The sequence below is a fragment of the Achromobacter sp. FW305-C-13 genome (assembly GCF_058783475.1).
This window is the reverse complement of sequence record NZ_JBYSYN010000001.1, coordinates 1721693-1743768: the sequence shown is the minus strand read 5'-3', so window position 1 is coordinate 1743768 and position 22076 is coordinate 1721693. Positions and strand designations below refer to the sequence as shown.

The 22076-nt window shown below is 62.9% G+C and carries 17 protein-coding genes; 6 read left to right on the top strand and 11 right to left on the bottom strand.

The window, feature by feature from the left end:
• The first annotated feature begins 46 nt into the window (after positions 1-46).
• Both AC3WMU_RS07765 and AC3WMU_RS07760 read left to right on the top strand, forming a co-directional pair.
• Entirely contained in the window at positions 47-349 is a 303-nt protein-coding gene (locus tag AC3WMU_RS07765) for an ArsR/SmtB family transcription factor (protein ID WP_088588148.1), read from the top strand.
• A gap of 61 nt (positions 350-410) precedes the next feature.
• On the top strand, positions 411-1382 hold the full coding sequence (locus tag AC3WMU_RS07760; protein ID WP_088588147.1) for a zinc-dependent alcohol dehydrogenase family protein: 972 nt from the start codon (positions 411-413) through the stop codon (positions 1380-1382).
• Between the two features lie 12 nt (positions 1383-1394).
• Here the strand turns inward: AC3WMU_RS07760 and AC3WMU_RS07755 are convergent, their stop codons facing one another.
• Together AC3WMU_RS07755 and AC3WMU_RS07750 are read right to left on the bottom strand one after the other, a co-directional pair.
• A complete protein-coding gene (locus AC3WMU_RS07755; RefSeq protein ID WP_088588146.1) occupies positions 1395-1895 on the bottom strand; it encodes a hypothetical protein in 501 nt (166 codons plus the stop codon).
• A gap of 172 nt (positions 1896-2067) precedes the next feature.
• Positions 2068-3027: an AraC family transcriptional regulator gene (locus AC3WMU_RS07750; protein WP_424625892.1), complete on the bottom strand. Its 960-nt coding sequence runs from the start codon at positions 3025-3027 to the stop codon at positions 2068-2070.
• A 174-nt stretch (positions 3028-3201) separates the two neighbouring features.
• Here AC3WMU_RS07750 and AC3WMU_RS07745 point away from each other — a divergent pair, with 174 nt between their 5' ends.
• A complete protein-coding gene (locus AC3WMU_RS07745; RefSeq protein WP_424625891.1) occupies positions 3202-4581 on the top strand; it encodes an NAD-dependent succinate-semialdehyde dehydrogenase in 1380 nt (459 codons plus the stop codon).
• A 45-nt stretch (positions 4582-4626) separates the two neighbouring features.
• Here the strand turns inward: AC3WMU_RS07745 and AC3WMU_RS07740 are convergent, their stop codons facing one another.
• The gene (locus tag AC3WMU_RS07740) at positions 4627-4986 is read right to left on the bottom strand and encodes an AraC family ligand binding domain-containing protein (RefSeq protein WP_006223156.1); all 360 of its coding nucleotides are present in this window, start codon (positions 4984-4986) and stop codon (positions 4627-4629) included.
• A gap of 43 nt (positions 4987-5029) precedes the next feature.
• Positions 5030-5599: a GNAT family N-acetyltransferase gene (locus AC3WMU_RS07735; RefSeq protein WP_424625889.1), complete on the bottom strand. Its 570-nt coding sequence runs from the start codon at positions 5597-5599 to the stop codon at positions 5030-5032.
• 223 nt (positions 5600-5822) lie between these two features.
• Here AC3WMU_RS07735 and AC3WMU_RS07730 point away from each other — a divergent pair, with 223 nt between their 5' ends.
• The gene (locus AC3WMU_RS07730; protein WP_280027698.1) at positions 5823-6578 is read left to right on the top strand and encodes a sulfite exporter TauE/SafE family protein; all 756 of its coding nucleotides are present in this window, start codon (positions 5823-5825) and stop codon (positions 6576-6578) included.
• Positions 6579-6589: 11 nt separating this feature from the next.
• On the opposite strand, the gene AC3WMU_RS07725 is transcribed toward AC3WMU_RS07730, so the two are convergent.
• From AC3WMU_RS07725 to AC3WMU_RS07710, 4 genes are all read right to left on the bottom strand, one after another.
• Entirely contained in the window at positions 6590-8140 is a 1551-nt protein-coding gene (locus AC3WMU_RS07725; RefSeq protein WP_492282133.1) for an FAD-dependent monooxygenase, read from the bottom strand.
• Between the two features lie 399 nt (positions 8141-8539).
• Positions 8540-9256 carry a hypothetical protein gene (locus tag AC3WMU_RS07720; protein ID WP_492282132.1) on the bottom strand — a complete coding sequence of 239 codons (717 nt, stop codon included), beginning with the start codon at positions 9254-9256 and terminating at the stop codon, positions 8540-8542.
• A gap of 339 nt (positions 9257-9595) precedes the next feature.
• Positions 9596-11308: a malate dehydrogenase (quinone) gene (gene mqo / locus AC3WMU_RS07715; RefSeq protein WP_492282131.1), complete on the bottom strand. Its 1713-nt coding sequence runs from the start codon at positions 11306-11308 to the stop codon at positions 9596-9598.
• 603 nt (positions 11309-11911) lie between these two features.
• Complete coding sequence (locus AC3WMU_RS07710) at positions 11912-13375, bottom strand: MFS transporter (RefSeq protein WP_341767843.1); 1464 nt, start codon at positions 13373-13375, stop codon at positions 11912-11914.
• A gap of 635 nt (positions 13376-14010) precedes the next feature.
• On the opposite strand from AC3WMU_RS07710, the gene AC3WMU_RS07705 reads away from it, so the two are divergent.
• Positions 14011-15237, top strand: coding sequence for an MFS transporter (locus tag AC3WMU_RS07705; RefSeq protein WP_035212545.1), 1227 nt, complete (start codon positions 14011-14013; stop codon positions 15235-15237).
• Between the two features lie 337 nt (positions 15238-15574).
• Entirely contained in the window at positions 15575-16429 is an 855-nt protein-coding gene (gene cyoE, locus AC3WMU_RS07700) for a heme o synthase (RefSeq protein ID WP_424625885.1), read from the top strand.
• A gap of 5 nt (positions 16430-16434) precedes the next feature.
• Here the strand turns inward: cyoE and AC3WMU_RS07695 are convergent, their stop codons facing one another.
• Genes AC3WMU_RS07695 through AC3WMU_RS07685 form a run of 3 tightly spaced genes read right to left on the bottom strand, consistent with a single transcriptional unit; the run spans position 16435 to position 22052 of the window.
• Positions 16435-17382: a LysR family transcriptional regulator gene (locus AC3WMU_RS07695; RefSeq protein ID WP_492282130.1), complete on the bottom strand. Its 948-nt coding sequence runs from the start codon at positions 17380-17382 to the stop codon at positions 16435-16437.
• A 57-nt stretch (positions 17383-17439) separates the two neighbouring features.
• Positions 17440-18876 (bottom strand): efflux transporter outer membrane subunit, encoded by a 1437-nt coding sequence (locus AC3WMU_RS07690; protein ID WP_427939115.1) that lies wholly within the window; start codon positions 18874-18876, stop codon positions 17440-17442.
• On the bottom strand, positions 18873-22052 hold the full coding sequence (locus tag AC3WMU_RS07685) for an efflux RND transporter permease subunit (RefSeq protein WP_492282129.1): 3180 nt from the start codon (positions 22050-22052) through the stop codon (positions 18873-18875). The genes AC3WMU_RS07690 and AC3WMU_RS07685 overlap by 4 nt, the downstream gene beginning before the upstream one ends.
• Positions 22053-22076 lie beyond the last annotated feature (24 nt).

Genomic DNA, 22076 nt, shown 5'->3' with positions numbered 1-22076 from the left:
TTGACTATCGTATTGACATATCGGGAAATACCGATACAATCCGGTTATGGATTTGCTCGAAATATTCAAAGCGCTCTCGAACCGCACCCGCCTGGACATCGTGAAAGGGCTGAAGGATCCGGCCAAGAACTTTCCTCCGCAGGATGAAGGTGACGTGCATACGGTCGGCGTCTGCGTCAGCAGTATTCAAGAAGGCGTTGGGCTGTCGCAATCCACCGTGTCTGATTATCTTGCGACGCTGCAACGTGCTGGCCTGGTCGAAGCCAGGCGCATCGGGCAGTGGACCTACTACAAGCGAAACGAAGCAACCATCCGTGCTCTGGCCCAGGTGATCGGGAAAGAGCTGTAATTTTTTACTCCATGATATCGAAAATTCTCGATATCCCTTTTTACCGAAACGAAGGATTGCAATGAAAGCGATAACACTCAACTCTTTTGGCGGCCCGGACGCTTTCGAACTTCGCGACCTGCCCACGCCCGTGCCGCACACGGGGCAGGTCCTGGTTCGAGTGCAGGCGACCTCGATCAATCCCCTGGATTACCAGGTTCGGCGTGGCGACTATCCCGACCTGGTGCCGTTGCCGGCCATCACCGGCCACGACGTATCAGGCGTTGTCGAAGCCGTCGGGCCAGGTGTGACGGCGTTCTCGCCCGGGGACGAAGTCTGGTACACCCCGCAAATATTTGACGGGCCGGGAAGTTATGCCGAATACCACGTTGCCGCGGAAAGCATCGTCGGAAAGAAGCCGGCGTCGCTAAGCCATCTTGAGGCGGCAAGCCTGACCTTGGTGGGCGGGACGGCATGGGAAGCGCTGACCGTGCGTGCGGGGCTCAGGGTGGGCGAGAGCATTTTGGTGCACGGCGGAGCAGGGGGCGTGGGGCACGTGGCGATCCAGCTGGCAAAAGCGATCGGTGCGCGGGTGTTCACGACCGTGCGTGAAACAAGCTTCGAGTTCGCCCGGCGTATGGGCGCCGATGTGGTGATCGACTATGAAAAGGAAGACTACGTCGACGCCATCATGCGGGAAACGGGCGGGCGCGGCGTCGATGTCGTGTTCGACACCATCGGCGGCAACACGTTGTCGCGCAGCCCCGACGCGCTTGCGCAACTTGGCCGCGTGGTCACGATCGTGGATATTGCGCAGCCCCAAAACCTGGTTCAGGCCTGGGGCAAGAACGCGAGCTACCACTTCGTGTTCACCAGACAGCACCGCGGCAAGCTTGATGAGCTGAGCGCCTTGGTCACGCGCGGTCAGCTGCGGCCACACGTAGGCGCTGTTTATTCGCTTGCCGATATTCCGCTGGCGCATGCCCGGCTTGAAAGCCCCAACCACGGCGTTCAAGGAAAAATCGCGATTGCGGTGGGGCCGCTGGCGCAATGACCGCGGGCGGGGTCAGCCGTGCTTGGGAAAGCCGTTGCTGACCCACTCTGATGCGCGTTGCACGTTCAGCTTGTACGTCGGCGCAACGTTGACCTGGGCCAGTTGTTCGCCCAGTTCGTCGTAGGCGCTCAGCACGGCGTAGGGTTCGTCTTCGTCGGGAACGATGTCCAGCTTGACGGTCAGGCGGCCGGCGGCGGCGTCGATCTTCACGCTCTTGTGCAGCGTCGCATGCAATTGCTGTTCGTGACGGCGCAGGACTTCGTTGGCCGTCTTGACCAGGGTGAAGAAGGCGGGGGAGTCGAGTGGTTTGGGGTTCTTCTTGTCGCGGCCCATGGTCCACGGGCCTACCAGGGCCGGCTCGGCCTGGCCGTCCAGGGTCATTTCAACGGCCCAGCCGTCGTCGTCCTCGTTCTTGATGATCCGGGCGGTCCAGCCGTCATCACGCCAAAGCCGGGGCTCTTGTTCCTTGCGGTCTTCCGATGTATCAGTATCCGTTGTGCGGGTGTCGTTCACTGCTGTACTTCTCCTGGATTCGTGTGCGCGCGGCGCTGCGGCTGACCTCGACGGTTGCGATGGCCCATCAGGCCGATGCAATCATTCAGCGGGCAGGGTGCTGCCTGGGAGCGCGAAATGTCGCTCGACCCTTCGCACTGTAGCCTATCGCGCCCTGGATTCCCTTGCCCCTTCAATGGGACGAGACGTAAGCCGACGCGGCAAAGGCCGGCGGCACGGCAAAATCCGCCCGCATCCGGTTCACCTCTTCGACCGGGCTGCGTCCGAACAGGCGCTTGAACTCCCGACTGAACTGCGACGGGCTTTCATAGCCGACTGCGGCGCTGGCCGCGGCCGCCGTGATCGAATTGCGCACCATCAGCAGCCGCGCGTGGTGCAGGCGCGTGGATTTCAGGTACTGCATTGGCGAGGTGCTGGTCACCGCCTTGAAATGCACGTGGAACGCTGGCACGCTCATGCCCGCTTCCCGCGCCAGTTGGTCTACGGTCAGGTCGTCCTTGAAAGCGGCGTGGATCCTGCGCAATGCCCGGACGACTTTGCCGAACTGGCCCTGCATGGCTAGTGCCGCCCGCATGGCCGGCCCCTGCGCACCGGTCAGGATGCGGAAGTAGATTTCGCGCACAAGCGCGGGCCCCAGGACCTGCGCCTCCATGGGGTCGCCCAGCGCTTGCAGCAGACGCAGCACGGAATCCGTCAGCGGCGGATCCATGGGGCTGGACAGCATGCCTTTCGGCTCGGCCGCCACAAAACCGCCCAACTGGTCGATCTGCAACATCAGGTCGGCCGCCAGCTTGAAGTCCAGATGCATGTAGAGGGCTAGCAAGGGTTCGGCTTCGCTGGCGTCCGTCTCCATCGTGAAGGGCACCGGCACCGAGACGACCAGGCATTGATGCGCGTCGTACAGGTAGGTCTGGCCACCGAAAAAGCCTCGCTTCTTGCCCTGGCACACGATCACGATGCCGGGGTCGTATAGCACGGGAACGGACTTCAGCGGGCGGTTGGAACGCAGTAGCCGCACGTCTTCCAGGACCGTCAGGTTGTAGCCCTCGGTGGGCGCCAGCACGTCTAGCAGGCGGGCCATCCGCTGGCGCACGGGGGCCAGCAAGTCGTCGGGTTGGGGGTTACCGGGCATGGTTCGGGACAGGATCGGGCGGTGGGTTAACAGCTTGCCATGGAAGTGCCAAAAATATCCAGTCCAATAGTTTTAGGCAATAAACAAAGACCATAGGCCATCGAACGATCGTGTGGGAAATTCTAGCATTACATCCGTGCCTCAGGCATTCCTCAACCCGACAGGAACACGATCATGATCAACGTATTCAATCCCGCCGACGGCTCGATCGTCGGCGAAGCGCCCGAACTGGGCGCAGCCGACATCCAGTCCGCCATCGATCGGACCTGCAGCGCCTTCCCGCAGTGGTCCCGAAAACTCGCCAAGGAGCGCGGTGACCTGCTGCGCCGCTGGTTTGAACTGATCCGCGCGGACAAGCGCGTGTTCGCCGAGATCATGGTCAAGGAAAACGGCAAATGCCTGTCCGAAGCCTTGGGCGAAATCGATTACGGACTGGGTTTCATCGAGTGGTATGCCGAAGAAGCCAAGCGCGTCTATGGCGACACCATTCCGTCGCACGCCGCCGGCGCCGAAATCCTCGTGTTCAAGGAGCCCGCCGGCCCCACCGCAGCCATCACGCCGTGGAACTTCCCGTTCATGATGATCGCCCGCAAGATCGCCACCGCGTTGGCGGCGGGGTGCACCATGATCATCAAGCCGTCCGAACTGACCCCCTTGACCGCGTACAAGATGCTTGAGTACGCCCGCAAGGCCGGCATCCCGGAAGGCGTGTTCGAGATGGTCACCGGCAATCCGAAAGAGATCGGGGAACTGTTTACCGGCGACTCGCGCATCCGCAAGATCTCGTTCACCGGTTCCACGGCTGTCGGCAAAATGCTGGCTGCCGCCTGCGGCAACGACCTGAAGAAGATGACGTTGGAACTGGGCGGCAATGCGCCCTTTATCGTCTTCGACGACGCCAGCATCGACGATGCGGCCACAAGCCTGGTTTCCGCGAAGCTGCGCAATTCGGGCCAAGTGTGCATTTCGCCCAACCGCATCTACGTGCAGGATGCGATCCACGACCGCTTTGTGGCGGCGGTAGCCGAGAAAGTCGCCCGGATCCGGGTGGACCAAGGCATGCAGGAAGCGTTCGTAGTGGGGCCGCTGATCAACCAGACGGGCATCGACAAGGTGGCCGAATTGGTCGATGACGCCAAAAGCGCCGGCGCGCAGGTGGTGCTGGGTGGTAAACCCCATGCGAAGGGCGGGCTGTTCTACGAGCCCACGGTACTGGCCGGCCTGACCGACGACATGCGCATGGCGCACACCGAGATCTTCGGGCCGGTGTTTGCCGTGTATCGGTTCCACACCGAAGACGAGGTCGTCACGCGCGCGAACCATTCCGAATATGGATTGGTGGCGTACGTCTTCACGCGTGATCTGGCGCGGTCCTTCCGGTTATCCAGGAACATCGAGGCCGGTATGGTGATCCTGAACTCCGGCTCCGTCGGCACCGCATCGATTCCGTTTGGCGGCATCAAGCACTCAGGCTACGGCCGCGAGGGCAGCTATTACGGGATCGAAGAATACGTCGAGGTCAAATATGTGCTGATGGCGGGCTTGGACAAGTAGGGCAAGCCTGAGTACCGCCGTGCGCCAAGGCACGGCGTGGCGGCCCTATTCGTCTCGGGGACGCCATTTTCCGGGAAGCGGGTGTATCAAGGTCAGGAGCACAATGGCCGGAACGTCGGCATACAGGCTGTGGGGTTCATCTCCGGGAAGCGTCACCAGTTGACCTTCTGTCAGCGTGCATCGGCCCTCTGAGGCATCGATGTCGACCCGTCCCTGAAGGCACTGGAGGGTCACCACACCCTGGACTTGATGCGAGGGCATCCGGTGCCCTGCGGGCAGCACGAGCCGGATAATCTGCAATTCTGCCGTGCGCAGCAGACTGACGCTGACCGGCGGGGCGGGCTCCAGGCTGGGACGATGAAACAGGTCGATGACTTCCAGCGGATTCGCGTGCTTCAGTGCCATACGGAACTCCAGTGGCGTGACCGACCTTGCGGCCAAGGGATATTCAAGTGCTCTGATGCGGCGACGGGCGGGGAACGGCTGTTCCTTGGCCCGTCCGAACCGCCGCGTACATCCAGTAGTCGCGCGCCTGGCCGCGCACCTTGCGGTACTGCCGCAGGATTCCTTCGCGCTGCATGCCGATGCGCTCCAGGACGGCAATGGAGGATGCATTGCTATCCAGGACGGTGGCCTGGATGCGTTGCAGGCCCAGGGCATCGTGCGCCCAATTCATGACGGCAAGCGCAGCGTGCGTCGCCAAGCCACGGCCTTGGTGAAGCGGGTCAAGGTCATAGGCTAGTTCAGCGCGTCCATGCGCGCGAGCTATTTCGTTCAAACCCACCGTGCCCAACAGGCGGCCGCTTGTGTCCACGATGGCCCAGCGGAGCGCGTCGCGGTTTTCGGCGTAGCTGCCGATGAGGGCTGCGATCGCGGCCGGACTGATATCGCCCCAGCTTGTGTGTTCTATGACGCCGGGGCGGTTCAGATATGCCGACCACGCCACCGCGTCATGGAGCTGAAGCGGGTGGAGGGAGGCCGCGAGGGCGCTGGGCAATGCGATCGGGGCTGCTGTCATGGTGTGTCTTGCTGATTGCGGATGTGGCGGAGTTTTCAGGTGCTTGCGGTGAACGTTATCACCCCGCGTCCGGGTTCTGGCGACGCGGGCCCGGGCGCACCATAAGCAAACCCTTATTTGGCCATCAAGAAAGGGAATTTTTCTCTTATGGCTATGAACCACAATGCATACCGTCCGCCCCAAACCCTGGGCGGGGCTAAAAATAGAACATAAGAGGATGACGATGGAATCGGTGTATCTGGTGGTGGCGCTGGGCGCGGTGGTCGCGGGTTTCGTGCAGGGTTTGTCGGGTTTTGCCTTCGGGTTAGTGGCGATGTCGTTCTGGGCCTGGGCGCTGGAGCCGCGTTTGGCGGCCACGCTGGCGGTGTTCGGTGCGCTGGTGGGACAAGTGCTGGCGGCCATCACGGTTCGACGCGGGTTCGATTTCAAGCAGCTGCTGCCGTTCGTGCTGGGCGGACTGGCCGGCATTCCGATCGGCGTGGCGGTGTTGCCGACGCTGGACATGGATTGGTTCAAGGCGCTGCTGGGCGCCTTGTTGATCGTCTGGTGCCCGGCCATGCTGCTGGCCAAGAACATGCCGAAGATCACGGCTGGCGGTCGTCTGGCTGACGGAACCGCGGGCTTCGCCGGCGGCGTGCTGGGCGGCATCGGTGGCTTTTCCGGCACATTGCCCACGCTCTGGTGCACGCTGCGCGGCTTCGAAAAGGACAAGCAACGCGCCATCATCCAGAACTTCAACCTGTCGATGTTGGCGGTGACGATGGGCACGTACCTGGCAACAGGCATCGTGACGCGCGACATGCTGCCGATGTTCGCCATCGTGGCGCCAGCCATGCTGGTGCCCACGCTGCTGGGCGCCAAGCTGTACATCGGCATCAGCGAGGCGCGCTTCCGGCAGATCGTGTTGGGTTTGCTGACCGCGTCCGGGCTTGCCTTGCTGGCGTCTTCCGTTCCGCGCTTGCTGGAACGCGTGGCATAAGACCGAGCTTCCTACGCGCCGCCGAACCAACGCGATAGCGCTTGCGCTGCCCCCGTTTCGTCCGGGTGGGAATCGGTGGCCCACGCGACGATGCCGTCAGGCCGCACCAACACTGCCCGCAAACCCAGCCGTTCACGGGCGTCACCCGCGACATAATTGACTTGCTCGCGCCACCTGCGGGTCAGCACATCCCAAGACGCATCCGCCGAGGCGTCAGGCGCGAAGTTCAGGAAGAGGCCTTTGCCCTGGCGCAGCAGGGTGCCCGCTCTTGTGCCGTCGGCCAGTTCGAAATCGGGCATGCTGCGGCCGACCAGCGGATGGCGGCTGCCCAAGTCGTAGCGCTGGGATACGCCCCAGACACGTTCGGCGAAATACGTCGCGCCGTCGCGGGTGCCGACCAGGTCCCGGACGATGGCTTCGAGGGCGCGCGTGCTTGGGGTAGGGCGCATCAGCGCGACTTGCGCGCGCGACCAGTCCAGAATGCGTGCGCCCACCGGGTGCCGTTCCGTGTGATAGGTATCCAGCAGGCCGGCAGGCGCGTCGCCGCGGATCGTGGACGCCAGTTTCCAACCCAGGTTCATCGCGTCGCCCAGTCCAAGATTGAGCCCCTGGCCGCCCAAAGGGGAGTGGATGTGGGCGGCGTCGCCGGCCAGCAGCACCCGCCCTTTGCGATACGCGGCCGCTTGATAGGCCCGGTCCGTCCAGGTGGCAGCCAGTCGCAGCGCGGTAAGCGTGGCGGCCGTTCCCGTGACGCGGCGCAGCACTGCCTGCACGTGCGCCAAGGTGATGGGCTGGGCGCGATGGCAGGCGGCGCCATCGAAGTCGACCATGGCAAGGGTGCCGGGCGGCGCAAAGGTGTACATGCCGTTAGGCGTGTAGTGGCGGCCGGCACGCAGCGCGCTCGGGTCGTCCAGTTCTACCTCTGCGGAATAGCCCGTGAATTCGGGCTCGGTGCCGGTGAATGCGATGCCGCCTGACTTGCGCACGGCGCTGCGCCCGCCATCGCAGCCCACGAGCCAGCGGCCGCGAAAGGTTTCCGGGCCTGACTGAACCGTCACGTCGTTATCCCTGGCAAGGAAGCCATCGACATGGACACTACGCCGAATCTCGGCGCCCAGGTCGCCGGCGCGCTGCGCTAGGACGGATTCAAGCGTCTCCATGTCGACGGCCCTGCCCGTGCCGGCCGGGCTGGGCAGGCGGTACGGCCACGTCGACGTGTCGATGTCGTCGTGAAAGAACTGGATGCCCGCGAAATGGCCGGCCGGCTGGCGTGGCTGGCGGGTCCAATGGGCGGCGGCCGCAATCTTGTTGGCGCCCTGATTCGCGTGTTGCGCCGCGGTCAGCGCGTCCAGCAAGCCGCGGCGGTGCAGGGCTTCAAGGGTGGGCACCGACAGGCCGCGCAGGCCGAACGGCAGGCGTTTCAACGCAGAGTGGGGATCGTGGGCCTGTTCCAGCACCAGGACAGACAGCTTCGACAGGCGTAGTTCGCAAGCAAGCAGCAGGCCAACGGGGCCGGCGCCGACGATGATGGCGTCATGGATGGGGGAGGGAAGATCGTGCATGAAAGACTCCTGTGTCGAGGTTCGACCGGAGCGTTTCTCAAGCAGACACCCGCGCCGACGAACGACTGGACGCTGGGATAGCGCCCGATGTTCGTCGTGGGGATCTCATGCACGAGGCCAAAGACCAGAGCTTTCGTTACCGAAAGGACTTGGGCTTACCAGACCAAGTCTGCCTTTTCCGACACGGCTTTATAGCACCGCGGCGACAGGGCCGCAACGCTCACGGCGGTGCCGTGCGCGCCTGGAAGTGTTCGATCCGCAACGTGACGAGGCGGCCGGCGTCCAGGTCGGCCAGTCGCCGATTGTCAGGGGCGTAATGCAGACGTTCATTCCGCTGCCGCTGCCGCTGCCGTTCGCCGGGCCACTCGGGGGCGGCTCCAGCATTCTCCGGCCTGTTATTTACTTGCCTTGCACGTCGTCACCGATCTTCCTGGCCTTCAGTGTCACGGTGAAAAACTCGTTCACCTTATCGGCCGGAACGGCATCCAACTGGCTCCTTCCATAATCAGAATGTTGCCCGTTCTCGAATCGAGGGTAATACCCTTTCCAGAAATAGCGCGCCTGTGTAGCGCCCGCGAGCACTTCTTTCGCAGGCAGCCCGGCTACGAATCGCGTATCGGCGCTGTCGGCCCGCGCTCGCAAAGCGACGCGGGTCTCTGTCAATGCCCAATGGCATACCCCGCGCCCGTAATAGTCCTCATCGAGCAACATGTCGGCATACACGGTGCCCACGTACTCGGTGGCGGATATACGGGAAAGTCGGAACGGTTCGTGGCTGGACAATGTCGGCACGTGGCCGGACAGGGCGTTGGATTTTCCACAGCGGGCGCCGTTGCTGGCGTCGAACTGCACAGTGCCTTCTACTACCGTAAACGGCGATTTGCCGTCGGCTGCGCTTGAGAGATCGGACGCATTAGCAAGTGTGAGCCGTATCTCATAGGCCTGCGTCGGAGCGGGGTTCAGCTTGCGCAGCGGCGTGTGCGCGTTGGATGCGGTGTCAGCCTTGGCCGGACTGGCGGCGAAATTAGACCCGCACCCGGCGGCGGCCAGAAGGACCAGCGTCGGCAATGCCCAACGCAAGGCCGGCGACGAGAGATATCGAAGGGCGCGCGACAAAGTCGATGTTTCCTATGCTAGCTATTAGAGGTTTACTCAACGGCGGGCGAGCGATTCGTCCAGAATCGTTGCGCCGCGGAGGGGATTATGGCATCGCCGCAAGGGCTGGCGGGTAGCTTTCAAAGCCTGCGTCTAAGTTCGATTGTAGAAGTCCGCGCGATTGCGCGCCTTCGGCGCGGTTGGCCTGGGACGATGAATTGGGCGAGGTGCCCGCCATGAAGGCCTTGGGGTTCAAGCCGAACGACACCTGACTGGCGCCGCCGCCGCAAAGAAATCGGGGGGAAGCCGACGCATGCCGGCTTCCCCCCGAGGCTTTTCGTGATGGCAGTGCCCGTTGGCTTACAGGGCCTGCATCTCGGTGTTGGCGTTGCGGGCCGGTTGCGCTGCGGCCGGGTTGGGCGCAGCGGGTGGGTTCACCGCCGGCACGCCCGTATTGGCCGTGGCGTTGTCCGTCACCGGCACTTCCACGTACGGCAGGTGCAGCGTCTGGCTGGTCATGGCGCGAATCTGGTTGGTCAGCGCGGGGCTGTCATTGAGCTTCTGGCCATACGACGGGATGATCTCCTTCAGGCGCTCCTTCCAGCCGGCTTCCATCTGCTGCGGGAAGGCTTTGGCCAACAGGTTCAGCATGATAGGGGGCGAGGTCGATGCGCCCGGCGAAGCTCCCAGCAGCGCGGCGATGGTGTTGTCCTTGTCGGTCACCACTTCGGTGCCGAACTGCAGGATCGGGCCCTTTTCCGGATCGCGCTTGATGACCTGCACGCGTTCGCCGGCCGTCACCAGGCGCCAGTCTTCACGTTTGGCTTGCGGGAAGTACTTCTGCAGCTGGGCGTGGCGGTCTTCGTCGGTCAGGCGGGCCTGGTTGACCAGGTACTTCACCAGGTCCAGGTTTTCCAGCCCGACGTCGACCATGCTGGTGACGTTGTTGTGGTTCACCGACGAGAACAGGTCGAACGCCGAGCCTTCCTTCAGGAACTTGGTCGTGGCCAGCGCGAACGGTCCGAACAGCACCACCGGCTTGCCGTCGAGCTTGCGCGCGTCCAGGTGGGGCACCGACATCGGCGGGGAATCCGTGTCGGCCATGCCGTAAGCCTTGACGTCGTGGCGTCCGGCGATGGACGACGCGTCAAAGGCCAGGAACTGGCCGCCCACCGGGAAGCCGGCGTAGTTCTTCGATTCGGGAATGCCCGACATCTGCAGCACCTTCAGCGATGCGCCGCCGGCGCCGATGAAGACGAAGCGCGCCTTGGTGGTGCGTTCCTGGTTGGTCTTCAGGTCCTTGACGGTGACGTTCCAGGTCTTGTCGTCGTTCTGGCGCAGGGCGGTGACTTCATGCTGCAGCCGCAGCTTGAAGTTGGGGTTGCGCTGCAGGCCCTGGGTGAGCTGATTGGTGATGACGCCGAAGTTCACGTCGGTGCCCAGCGGCATGTAGGTAGCGGCAACCTTCTGATTGGGGTCGCGGCCTTCCATCAACAGCGGCGCCCATTGCTTGATCTGGGCGGTGTCGGTGGAATATTGCATGCCGTAGAACAGCGGGCTCTTGACCAGCGCGTCGCGGCGCTTGCGCAGGTATTCGATGCGGTCATCGCCCCACACGAAACTCATGTGGCCCGTGGGATTGATGAAGTCTGAGGGCTGGCCCAGGCGGCCGGCCTTGACCTGATGCGCCCAGAACTGGCGCGAGATCTCGAACTGCTCGGCAATGTTGATGGCGCGTTTGATGTCGACCGAGCCATCGGGCATTTCGGGGGTGTAGTTCAGTTCGGCAAAGCCCGAGTGGCCGGTACCCGCATTGTTCCAGCCATTGGAGCTTTCCAGTGCCACGCCGTCCAGACGTTCGAAGAGCTCGACGTGCCAGTCCGGCTGCAATTCCTGCAGATAGGTGGCCAGCGTCACGCTCATGATGCCGCCGCCGACGAGCACGGCGTCGACCGGCTTGTCGTTCTCGGCTGCCGGGACTGACCGCTGGTGCAACGGCCAATAAAGAAACAGCGCCGCCGCAATGACCAGCAATGCAGCCAGGCTGCCCACGATTTTGAGGAACTTTCTCATGGGTTAGAGACCTTTTGGTTCAAAGCATTATTTTTTTCTTATGGGGACTTACAGGTAGACAGGGGTGGGCACCTCCGTGGCGGTCAAGCACGCGAAAGGCCGCCCGGGCGTCTGGAAACATGCGCCGGGATCAGGCAATCGGGCAAAAGTGGATCAAATGCCGACCGGGTCGGCGTGGAGTGTCGCTGCAGCTTGGAATAAGGGCAGGCTGGCCAGAGACTAGACGATTCTCGTTCCGCATAGGGGAATACCCCGATAAAGCGTGGTGGTTTCCCGGGGGCGCGATTGTATACAAGCTTGCGATCGACCACGTTTGCCGCCGCGCTGGGCGGCGGGGCGCAGGCAACCGACCGCGCCACCGCCATTTTCACGGCCATCGTGGGCGCGGTCAGCCTGGCCCGGGCGTGGGCGAGGAGGCCATCGCGGCCCGCATACTGGCCGACGTCCGCGCGCTGGTGCTGCGCTGACGCCGGGCCGGGTTCAGTCGATGCACGCGCCCGAAATCTTCACGGCCAGCGCCCACTTGGTGGCTTCGTGGTAGCCCGGTATTCGTGCGAAGCGATCCGTCCTTACCACGGCGCAAGCCGCGGCAAGGACAATTCCCTAAGCCTCCTTCTTTTCTTCAGGCGCATTTAACGCGCTCCCCGCGTCGTGTTTCAAGCCGAGCAGATCCAGCATGCCCAGCAGAGACACCAGCGCCACGAACAGGAACGCCAATCGATAAGCGGCCCCCGCGGCCTCCCGCAGGCCAAGCAGCGGCACGGCCCAGTCGCCCAGGCGAATGGCAATGGCTCCCAGCGCAATGCCCATACCGAGCGCCAACTGCGACATGGTCGAGAACAGCGAACTCGCCGCGCTGAGGTCTTCCTTGGGCATATCGGCAAACGCCAAGGTATTCAAAGCGGTGAACTGCATCGACCGCGACAGGCCGCCGATAAAAAGAATGATCGCAGTGGGCACAAAACCCATTTCCGGTCCGATGCACGCGCATGCGGCCAGGGCCAGACTGTTGAATACGCCGTTGCACAACAGAATCCGACGAAAGCCAAACCGCTTCATCACCGGCGTGGTGAACAGCTTCATCGTCAGGTTGCCCGCGAACACCACCAGCACCAGTTGCCCAGCACGGAACGCATCCATGCCATACCCCACTTGAAACATCAGAGGCAGCATGAACGGCACCGCGCCGACCGACATGCGGAACAACGATCCGCCCCAGATATTGACGGCATAGGTGTGCTTTTTGATGGGCGCCAGTGACAGCATAGGATGGGGATGGCAATTCAGGTGCCTGATCCCCTTGTAGAGAAAGGCTAGCCCCATGGCCAGGCAAGGGTAGATCTGCCCCCATGGCAGAACGGGCCGGCCGAATAGTTCCAGGGCCCACAGCAGGCTGGTCAGCCCGCCGCCTATCCAGAAGAACCCCGTCCAGTCGAAAGGGCGCCGTTCATTACCGTCTTCGGCGGGGATCAAGACCCATGCCGCCGTCAGCGCCGCGATGCCGATCGGAATATTGAGATAGAAGATCCACTGCCACGACGCGTATTCCGTGATGAAGCCCCCCAACGGAGGGCCCAGCACCGGTGCAAACAGGCCCGGCCAGATCAGCATGGACATCACGCGCATCAAGTCGCTCTTGGGTGTGTTCTTGAGTAGCACCAGGCGCCCCACGGGCACCATCATCGCCCCTCCGATCCCTTGCAGGACCCGCAGCGCCACAAAGCCCCAAAGGTTGCTGACCAGTGCGCAAGCCAGAGAAGCAAGGGTGAATAGGATCAATGCCGAAGAAAAAACGCGGCGACTGCCGAACCGATCGGCCATCCAACCGCTGATGGGAATGAACACGCCCAGTGTCAACAGATAGGCGCTGACGCCCAGGCTGAGGTCCGTGGGATTGACGCCAAAATCTCGTGCCATCGCCGGCAGGGCGGTCGTGATCACCGTGCCGTCCAGGTTTTCCATGAAGAACGCCGTGGCGACCAATAGAGCGGTGCAGGTATTTCGCCGTTTGTTCGCGTCAGCGGCCAAAGGCGCAGCAGGGGCTGCGGGGGCAGAATCGTGAGCCATGAATAACGGTTCCGAGAAGGAAACGCCCACGCCGAGAGGCTTGGCCCACGCGAGCACGCAGCCGCACCGGTCCGCGGCGAAGGCGGTCCCAGGTGCGTTGGTTGACGTGAACGCTTACGGTGCAACGGGCGCTTTTCCCGTGCACTGGGGCTCACATTAGCACGGGAGCATGGACGCTGCCCAGACCTTCCCATCACACCGCATTTCAACGCATTGCGGGCGACGCGTCGCTCTTGGATGCCTCTGGCACGAATAGCTCTTGAGTGCGCTTTACACACCATACAGACCCCATCTCCTGCGACCGTTCCTGGCCGGGAGCTGTTCTTGACGACAGACCGCACCCGACCCAAAGCGGAAGTTCAAAGCGAAAGCTTGACGGCGGCTTCGCGCAAGTTGTGGTTCTTCGATTGGCTGGACTTCAAGCCCGATAGCGACGCATCAACGACACAGTTCAGTGACTCCGACTTAGAGGCGCTGGACATATGACGCTGTTTGGCACGGCTGTTTTTAAGGGAATTACGTCATTTGCGCTGGTGTGTGCTTCGGTAAAGTCGGGCCTGTCGAACCCGTCAACCCCACCAGGCCGCGCTTGCCGAACCGGCCTCCCCATTCCGTTCATTCCCACCGATCGCGCTATGCCCCTATCAGCCTCCCACACTAAAGGCCGTCGCAACGCCCGTATCTTGGCTATCTGCCAGGGCCTATTCGTCGCCGCCATTTCCATCGACTTGACGCTGACGGCATTGACCGGCCATATGCTCGCGCCCAACAGAACGTTGTCGACGCTGCCATTTGCATTGATAACGGTAGCGGGCGCTGTGGTCACCTGGTTCGCTTCGTTGCTGATGCAGCGCATCGGCCGGCGAAATGGCTTCGCGCTGGGCGCCCTGGCCGGCGCGGCGGGCGGCGGCCTATCGGTTTGGGCCGTGTTCCACGCCGATTTCTGGGTGTTCTGTGTCGGCACCGCACTGGTCGGCGTGTTCCAGGCCTTTGCCCAGTACTACCGCCTAGCGGCGGCCGACGCCGTCGAACCCGCAGCCAAAAGCCGCGCGATCTCGGTGGTAATGGCCGGCGGTGTCATCGCCGCGGTTGTCGGCCCCGCGCTGGCCACCTGGAGCCGTGATCTGTTCGCACCAGTGACCTTCGCCGGCGCCTATCTAATGGTGACCTTGCTGGCACTGCTGTCCGCCGCACTGCTCTGGGGCGGCTATCGCGACGCCGAAGTGCCGGCTACGGGCGGCCTGGCCCAGGCCGGTCTGCCGGCGCGACCGCTGCGCGAGGTAGCGCGCCAGCCCGTGTTCGTGGCCGCGCTCGCCAACAACGTAGTCGGATCGGTCTCGATGATGTTCATCATGACTGCCGCGCCGCTGGCTGCGGTGGCGTGCAGCCACAGCATCGGTGACGGCGCCAACATCATGCAATGGCACTTGGTCGGCATGTACGCGCCGGCTTTCTTTGCGGGCGCGCTGATCCAGCGCCTCGGCCTGCCGCGGGTGCTGGGCGCCGGCATGCTGCTGAACGTCGCCTGCTCGCTGATCGCGATGGCCTCGGCGTCGTTGCCCGCGTTCTATGCGGCGCTGTTCTGCCTGGGCGTGGGATGGAATTTCATGTTCGTCGGCGGAACCACGCTGCTGGCGCAGTCCTACCGTCCCTCGGAACGCGCCCGCGCGCAAGGCGCGGCCGAGATACTGCGTTATGCCGCTACCGCGCTCGCCACGCTGGCGGCCGGACCGGCGCTGGACGCCTTCGGGTGGGAAGCGCTGAACGCGGCCATGTTGCCGGTGGTGCTGGCTGCCGGTCTGATGACATGGTGGTGGGCTCGTGGGCCGGCCCGGGGGGCTGCTGTGGCCGGGCCGGGCTAAGCCTGTCTCGGAGCGATGATGCCGAACAGCGAGGTAGCAACAAAATCGTCCCAAGACGGCCGTCGTCATCGGTCATTCGTGGCGTCGGTATCTGCGGGATCTTTGTCCGGCATTTCACTTTCGTGCTCTCTCGTCCAGAAGGTATAAAGCTTCAGTTGCAACGAAGCGTTCCGTAATTCAGGGACCCCTCCGCCACATTCGACCGTATCGCAGTGACTTCCGGTTGATCCGACAGGCCCAGGCTTTGGCCCACCGATCGCGTGATCACGGTTCTTCCTGTCATCCAAGCCTGTTCCGCTGTTCCTTGTCTGCGGTCTGTTCGACCCGACAAAATTTTATGCATCGCACTTATTTCGAATTGGTCAAGCCAGGCATCGTGGCCGGTAACCTGGTATCTCTCGTCGGGGGCTACCTGCTCGCATCGCGAGGCGTCGTAGATGCCATTCATATTGCACTGGTGATGTCTGGAGTCGCGCTCGTAATCGGATCCGGATGCGCCGCCAACAACGTGATTGACCGTGACATCGACCGGCTCATGGAACGCACCTGTACGCGCCCGATGGCCGCCGGCAGCATTTCGATAAGGTCGGCTCTGACCTTTGCCTGTATTCTGGGTTTCGTCGGGTTCTGGCTTTTGTATGCCGCCACGCGTCGAATTGAGCCGCTGGTCCTGATGCTCATCGGATACATTGTCTATGTAGGCCTGTACTCGCTTTTCCTGAAACGCAGATCGGTCCACGCCACGTTGGTCGGCAGCATATCGGGCGCGATCCCGCCTGTCGTGGGCTATTGTTCGGTACGCGGAACCATCGACACGGCCGCTGTCGCGCTCTTCGTGATCTTCGGAATATGGCAAATGCCTCATTCGTACGCCATCGCCATGTTTAGATGGAAGGACTATGAAGCGGCGTGTATCCCCATACTGCCCCTGGTGAAGGGGCGGCATCAAGCGAAGAAGCGCATCGTTTTGTACATTGCCGCATTTCTTGTGGCCGCGCTTTCCCTGGCGGCGCTTGGATACGTGGGAAATCTCTATATCTCTATAGTTCTATTAAGCGGACTGTACTGGCTGAAAATTGCCGTGGACGGGTTTACGGCCGGGGACGATGTGCGCTGGGCGCGGCGGGTGTTCGCGACTTCCATCGCTGCAGTCGTGCTGATCAGCGTGGCAATGGCTATAGATGCCAATTGAAGACATCAGCAATCCTGCAGATAAGGATGAATGAAATCCAGGAACGCCTTGACTCGCGCCGGCACCTTCCGGCTAGGGAGCAAGGCGACGAGCGGCACAGGCAGCAAAGACCATTGCCGCAGAACCTGGGAAATCTTGTCGTCGCCGCCGGCCTTTGCTGCCTCGAACTTCATGAGGGGCCCAATGCCGATTCCTGCGCGGACCAATGATCGGATCATGCTGGAATCGTTAGCCGCGACTTTGCCCGATACCCGCACTCGATACACTCTCGCCCCGGAGCGCAACACCCATTCGAACTCGCCCCTGCGCGCGCCGGCAAGGCATTGGTGCCTGGCCAAGTCGGCCGGTGACCGGGGCGCGCGATGCCTATCAAGATAGTCAACGGATGCGTAAAGGTGCGGCGTCATCGCGCTGATTACGTGGGCAATCAGGCTGGAGCTCGGTTGATGGCCGAAGCGCAACGCGACGTCGCAGGTGCTGCTGATCGGGTCGACGTGCTGATTGCCCAACTCGAAATGACAATGGATATCGGGATACCGGCGGTGGAAAGCGTCGATCACTTTAGGTACGAGTGCCTGTGCCAGTGAGGCGGGTAGCGACACGCTCAGTTGCCCGCTGGCGCAGGCGATGCTTGTATGCAGCTGCTCATGCGCAACACGAGCTTCATCGATGAGGTCCCGGCAACGCTCGAAGTAGAGCGCGCCGGCCTCGGTCAGGCCGATTTTCCGAGTGCTGCGCCTGAGCAACTGCACTCCCAGATCGCGTTCCAATCCGCTCACTCGGCGGGAGAGCGTCGACGGAGGAACTCCCAGCGCCGCGGCGGACAGGCTGAAATTGCCCCGCCTCGCAACTTCGATAAACATGGCAATGTCGTTCAGCTGTATGTTCGCGCGGAGCGCGTTGGATGACGAGCGGGCCGGGCCAAGAATCGCCGTCGGGATATCTGCCTTCATGCGCCACGCCCTCCATCCACGGATAATCCGCCTTGAGCCCATCCAGAAGACGGGGAACTACTTGGCAACCACGCGGTCAGCGCGGGCCGACTCCCAGCCACCGCCGAGCGCCTTGAACAGGTCCACTTGAGCATTCACGACCCGCGCTTCGCTTTCGGCAAGCTGTGCCTGCGCGTCAGCATAGGTGCGCTCGGCGTCGAGCAGAGCCAGACTGTCGGCGCGTCCCTCCCGCGCTTGTGCCCGAACGATGCGCGCCACGTTCTCCGCTTGGTCCCTGGCCGCGGCCAACGACCAGCGCCGGTCCAGGCTTTGGGCGTAGTTCGAGAGCGCAGTTTCCGTTTCGCTCAAGGCCTGTAATATCGTCCCATCAAACGCCGCCAGCGCGGCCTGGGCGTCGGCGGTCGCGCCGTCGATGCGGGCGCGGATCGCTTCCTGATTCGGAAACGACCAGGAGAGGAGCGATCCAGCCAGCCAGCGTAGCGGGCCACTTCCGAAGAAGTCGTCTAGGCGTAACCCGGTAGAGCCGACCGACGCGCCGATGGAGACGCGCGGATACAGATCCGCCGTCACCACGCCTATCCTGGCCGTTTCCGCCGCGAGCCGTCGTTCCGCAGCGCGCACGTCCGGACGCCGGGTGAGGAGGGCCATCCCGTCGCCGATAGGGATGGGCTGCAGGATCGTGGGCGGTGCCGCGAGGGCGCTGGCCTCAGAGGGGAGGTCCTTGGGCGCTCGGCCGGTGAGCAGGGAGAGCCGGAACAGCTCGGCCTGGCGCTCGGCAACGATCCTGGGAATGTCGGATCGCCGCTGCTCCCGAAGCGCCGCGATACGCGCGGTGTCGAGCGAAGTTGTCAGTCCGGCGTCCTCCCTGCTGCTCGTCACGCCGACCGAGCGGTCCAGCAACTCGACGATCTGCCGCGCCACGGCCAGACGGTGCGCGGCGCTGGCGGCTCCCAGATACGCGCGGGTCGTCGCCGCTACGGTCGATACCCGCACGGCGTCCAGCTCGGCCTGTGCCGCTTGGTAGTCGCCCCGCGAGGCTTCGATGTTCCGCTGTACGCGGCCGAAAAGGTCTACCTCGTACGCGACGGACAGGCCCGCATCGACAACGGTATTCTCGCGATCGACGCCGGGCGAGGCCTGGATGGCGGATTGCCGCTGGCGGTTCACGCCTGCGGCGATCTCAGTGCTGGGCAGCCGATCGGCGGACGTTTGGCGAAGTTGGGCGCGCGCGCGGGCGAGCCGAGCGATCGCCACGCGCAGGTCGGTATTCGAGGCGAGCGCATCTTGTACCAGCCTGTCCAGCACCGGGTCGTGGTAGAGCTTCCACCAGTCGGCGGAAACGGACGTGGCGTCGGGCGCGGTCGCATCGCTTTGGGTCAGGAACGGCCCCGCCGCGGAAGCCGGGAACGGCGGTGTCTCATAGTCCGGGCCGACCGCGCACGCGCTCAAGAGCAGCGGCGCAACCAGCATCGATAGGGTGTGCAATCGAATCACTTGATGCTTCCTGATTGTTCGTGCCGCGATTCCAGCGAACGGGCGCCGGTCTGCCGGGACAGCCGATCTCCGAGCTTGCGGCAAACGACGTAGAACGTCGGGGTATAGAGCAGGCCGAAGACGGTGACGCCGACCATGCCGAAGAAAACGGAGGTGCCCAAGGCCTGCCTCAACTCGGCGCCTGCGCCCGAGGCTAGGAGCATCGGCACAGCGCCAAGAATGAAGGCGAAACTCGTCATCAGGATTGGGCGCAGGCGGGTCTGCGCGGCGCGCACCGCCGCGGCGGCCGGCATCAAGCCGTGTTCCTCTTCCGCCTGTTTCGCGAACTCGACCACCAGGATCGCGTTCTTCGCGGCAAGGGCGATCAGCACCACGAGCCCGATCTGCGTCAGGACGTTGTTGTCCATTCCGCGAAGATTCACGCCGACCATGGCCGCGAAGAGGCACATGGGGACGATGAGGATGATGGCCAGGGGCAAAGTGAGGCTTTCGTATTGCGCCGCCAGCACCAGGAACACGAACACCACAGCCAGCGCGAAGACGAGGCCGGCCGTGTTGCCCGCGATCTTCTGCTGGAACGCGATGCCCGTCCATTCGTAGCCGTATCCCGGGGGCAACATCTGGTCGGCGAGCTTTTCCATCGTGGCTAGCGACTGGCCCGTGGAAGAGCCCGGCGCCGTGTCTCCGTCGACCTCGACCGCGGGGAACAGGTTGTAGCGCACGACCCTAAACGGCCCCGTTTCGCTCTTGAACGTGGCGACCGAGCCGATGGGCACCATGGCGCCGCTATCGGAACGCGTCTTAAGATTGGCAATGTCGGATTCGCTGTTGCGCTGGCCTTGCTCGGCCTGGGCAACCACCCGGAACGTGCGCCCTAGTAGGTTGAAGTCGTTCACATAGGCCGAGCCGAGATAGACCTGCAGCGCTTCGAAGACCCGATCTGGCGGGACGCCCAGCACCTCGGCTTTGCGCCGGTCGATGTCGGCGAAGATGCGGGGGGTTGATGTGTTGAAGAATGAATAGACCTGCGATAAACCTTCGGTGCCGTTCGCCTTGGCCATGAGTTGATCGGAAATCGTCCCCAGCGGTTTGTAGCCGTGGCCGCCGCGATCCTGCACCATCATCCGGTAGCCGCCCGCCGAACCGATGCCGTCGATCAGCGGAGGAGGAATGATGAGAACCCGTGCTTGATCGATGTCCGAGACGGCCTTGCGTGCTTCATCGAGGATGTCGCTGGCGGGGCGGGACCGCTGTTCAAATGGCTTGAGCGGGATGAAGGCGGTGGCGGTGTTCGGGGAATTCGTGTTCGACGCGGCGTCGTAGCCGGGCAGCATGATCGTGCCTCGGACCCCATCGATCTTCAACAAGCGCTTGGACACCTCTTGCACGACGGCATCGGTCCGCGCCAGCGAGGCTCCCGGTGGAAGTTGAGTGATCGATATTAGATAGCTCTGGTCTTGTGAGGGCACGAAGCCGGTGGGCGTTATCCAGAAAATGCCTATGGTCGCGAGCACAAGTCCGCAGTAGCTGATCAAGACACGCTTCGGGCGCACCACGAGCCATTGCGTCAATCGGCCGTAGCTAGCGCTGAACCGGTCGAATCGTTCGTTGAACCAGTCGCCGGCAAACTGCATACGCCGAATGATCTGATGCCGACTTTTCTCCTTCGTGTGCGCCCGCAGAAGTACCGTGGCCAAGGCCGGCGAGAGCGTTAGCGACAAGACGAGCGAAATGACGGTGGCGCCAGAAATGGTGAGCGCAAACTGCTTGTAGAACGCCCCAGAAAGGCCGGTCAGAAAGAACGTGGGAATGAACACCGCGCAAAGCACCAGCACTATGGCCACCAGCGCCGCCGAAACCTCGTCCATCGAGAGGCGAGCCGCTTCTAGCGGGTTCAGGCCCTGAGCGAGGTTTCTTTCCACGTTTTCAACCACGACGATGGCATCGTCCACCACTATGCCGATGGCGAGGACCAGCCCGAACAGCGACAGGCTGTTCAGACTGTAGCCAAACATCGCCAGCAAGGCGAAGGTGCCGACCAGCGAGATGGGAATCGCCACGACGGGGATGATGGCGGCGCGCCAGTTCTGCAGGAAGATGAAGATGACGAGCACAACGAGTGCCGCGGCTTCGAAAAGCGTATCCCGGACGGCTTCGGTAGACTGCGCGATGAAACGCGTTGAGTTCCACATAATCCGGTATTCAAGCCCTGGCGGAAACGCCTTGGCCGCTGCCTGCATCTCGCGTTCGAGAGTGATGCCGGTTTCAAGCGCGTTGGTCCCGGGCCGTTGAAATATGCCGATCATGATGGATGGCTTGCCTGACAAATAGGCATTGGTTCCGTAGTCGTCGGCACCCAGCTCCACGCGGGCGACGTCGCGAACGCGAGTCTGCCGGCCAGCGGGATCCGTGCGGATGACGATGTCGGCGAACTGCTCCGGCTCGCTCAACCGGCCCTGTGTCCGAACGTTTAGCTGGAAGGCGTCGGCACTCGGGGAGGGCGGTTGGCCTAGGGCTCCCGAGGCAACCTGCACATTTTGGGCACGGATGGCGGCGACGATCTCGCCGGCCGTCAGCTCACGCGCGGCGGCGCGCCGGGGGTCAATCCAGACGCGCATGGCCACTTCACGGCTGCCGAAAATTCGAGCCTCGCCGACTCCGTCGATACGGCTCAGCTTGTCGCGCAACTGCGTCAGGGCATAGTTTGAAAGATAGGTTTGATCCCGCGAGCCATCTGGAGAAACCAGGTTGATCGCCATCAGGGCACTGGGCGAAGTCTTGCGGGTGGTGACGCCCAGGCGCTGAACCTCTTGCGGCAGGCGAGGCACGGCCGCTGCCACCCGGTTCTGAACGAGCATCTGGGCCGCGTCGAGATCGGTCCCGACCTTGAACGTAATCGATATGGACACCTTCCCGTCCGCCGTGGACTGGCTGGACTGGTAGAGCATGTTCTCTACGCCATTGATTTCCTGCTCGATAGGAGCGGCAACGGTTTCCGCGACGGTTTCCGCCGACGCGCCAGGGTAGGTCGCGGAAACGACCACGGTGGGAGGGATGATGTCCGGATACTGCGCAACGGGAAGTGCAAAATAGGAGATCGCACCCACAATCGTGATGACGATCGCCAGCACCGCGGCGAATATCGGGCGCGTAATGAAGAAGCGCGACAGGCGCATGAGATTTTTCCTTTAGGACAGCCG

Bases quoted from the DNA above. Each gene is read 5' to 3' on its own strand.
- AC3WMU_RS07765 (WP_088588148.1), top strand. From the start codon at position 47: ATGGATTTGCTCGAAATATTCAAAGCGCTCTCGAACCGCACCCGCCTG.
- AC3WMU_RS07760 (WP_088588147.1), top strand. From the start codon at position 411: ATGAAAGCGATAACACTCAACTCTTTTGGCGGCCCGGACGCTTTCGAA.
- AC3WMU_RS07695 (WP_492282130.1), bottom strand. From the start codon at position 17,382: ATGAAGGCAGATATCCCGACGGCGATTCTTGGCCCGGCCCGCTCGTCA.
- AC3WMU_RS07745 (WP_424625891.1), top strand. From the start codon at position 3,202: ATGATCAACGTATTCAATCCCGCCGACGGCTCGATCGTCGGCGAAGCG.
- mqo (WP_492282131.1), bottom strand. From the start codon at position 11,308: ATGAGAAAGTTCCTCAAAATCGTGGGCAGCCTGGCTGCATTGCTGGTC.
- AC3WMU_RS07705 (WP_035212545.1), top strand. From the start codon at position 14,011: ATGCCCCTATCAGCCTCCCACACTAAAGGCCGTCGCAACGCCCGTATC.
- AC3WMU_RS07730 (WP_280027698.1), top strand. From the start codon at position 5,823: ATGGAATCGGTGTATCTGGTGGTGGCGCTGGGCGCGGTGGTCGCGGGT.
- AC3WMU_RS07685 (WP_492282129.1), bottom strand. From the start codon at position 22,052: ATGCGCCTGTCGCGCTTCTTCATTACGCGCCCGATATTCGCCGCGGTG.
- AC3WMU_RS07710 (WP_341767843.1), bottom strand. From the start codon at position 13,375: ATGGCTCACGATTCTGCCCCCGCAGCCCCTGCTGCGCCTTTGGCCGCT.
- AC3WMU_RS07735 (WP_424625889.1), bottom strand. From the start codon at position 5,599: ATGACAGCAGCCCCGATCGCATTGCCCAGCGCCCTCGCGGCCTCCCTC.
- AC3WMU_RS07750 (WP_424625892.1), bottom strand. From the start codon at position 3,027: ATGCCCGGTAACCCCCAACCCGACGACTTGCTGGCCCCCGTGCGCCAG.
- cyoE (WP_424625885.1), top strand. From the start codon at position 15,575: ATGCATCGCACTTATTTCGAATTGGTCAAGCCAGGCATCGTGGCCGGT.
- AC3WMU_RS07740 (WP_006223156.1), bottom strand. From the start codon at position 4,986: ATGGCACTGAAGCACGCGAATCCGCTGGAAGTCATCGACCTGTTTCAT.
- AC3WMU_RS07725 (WP_492282133.1), bottom strand. From the start codon at position 8,140: ATGCACGATCTTCCCTCCCCCATCCATGACGCCATCATCGTCGGCGCC.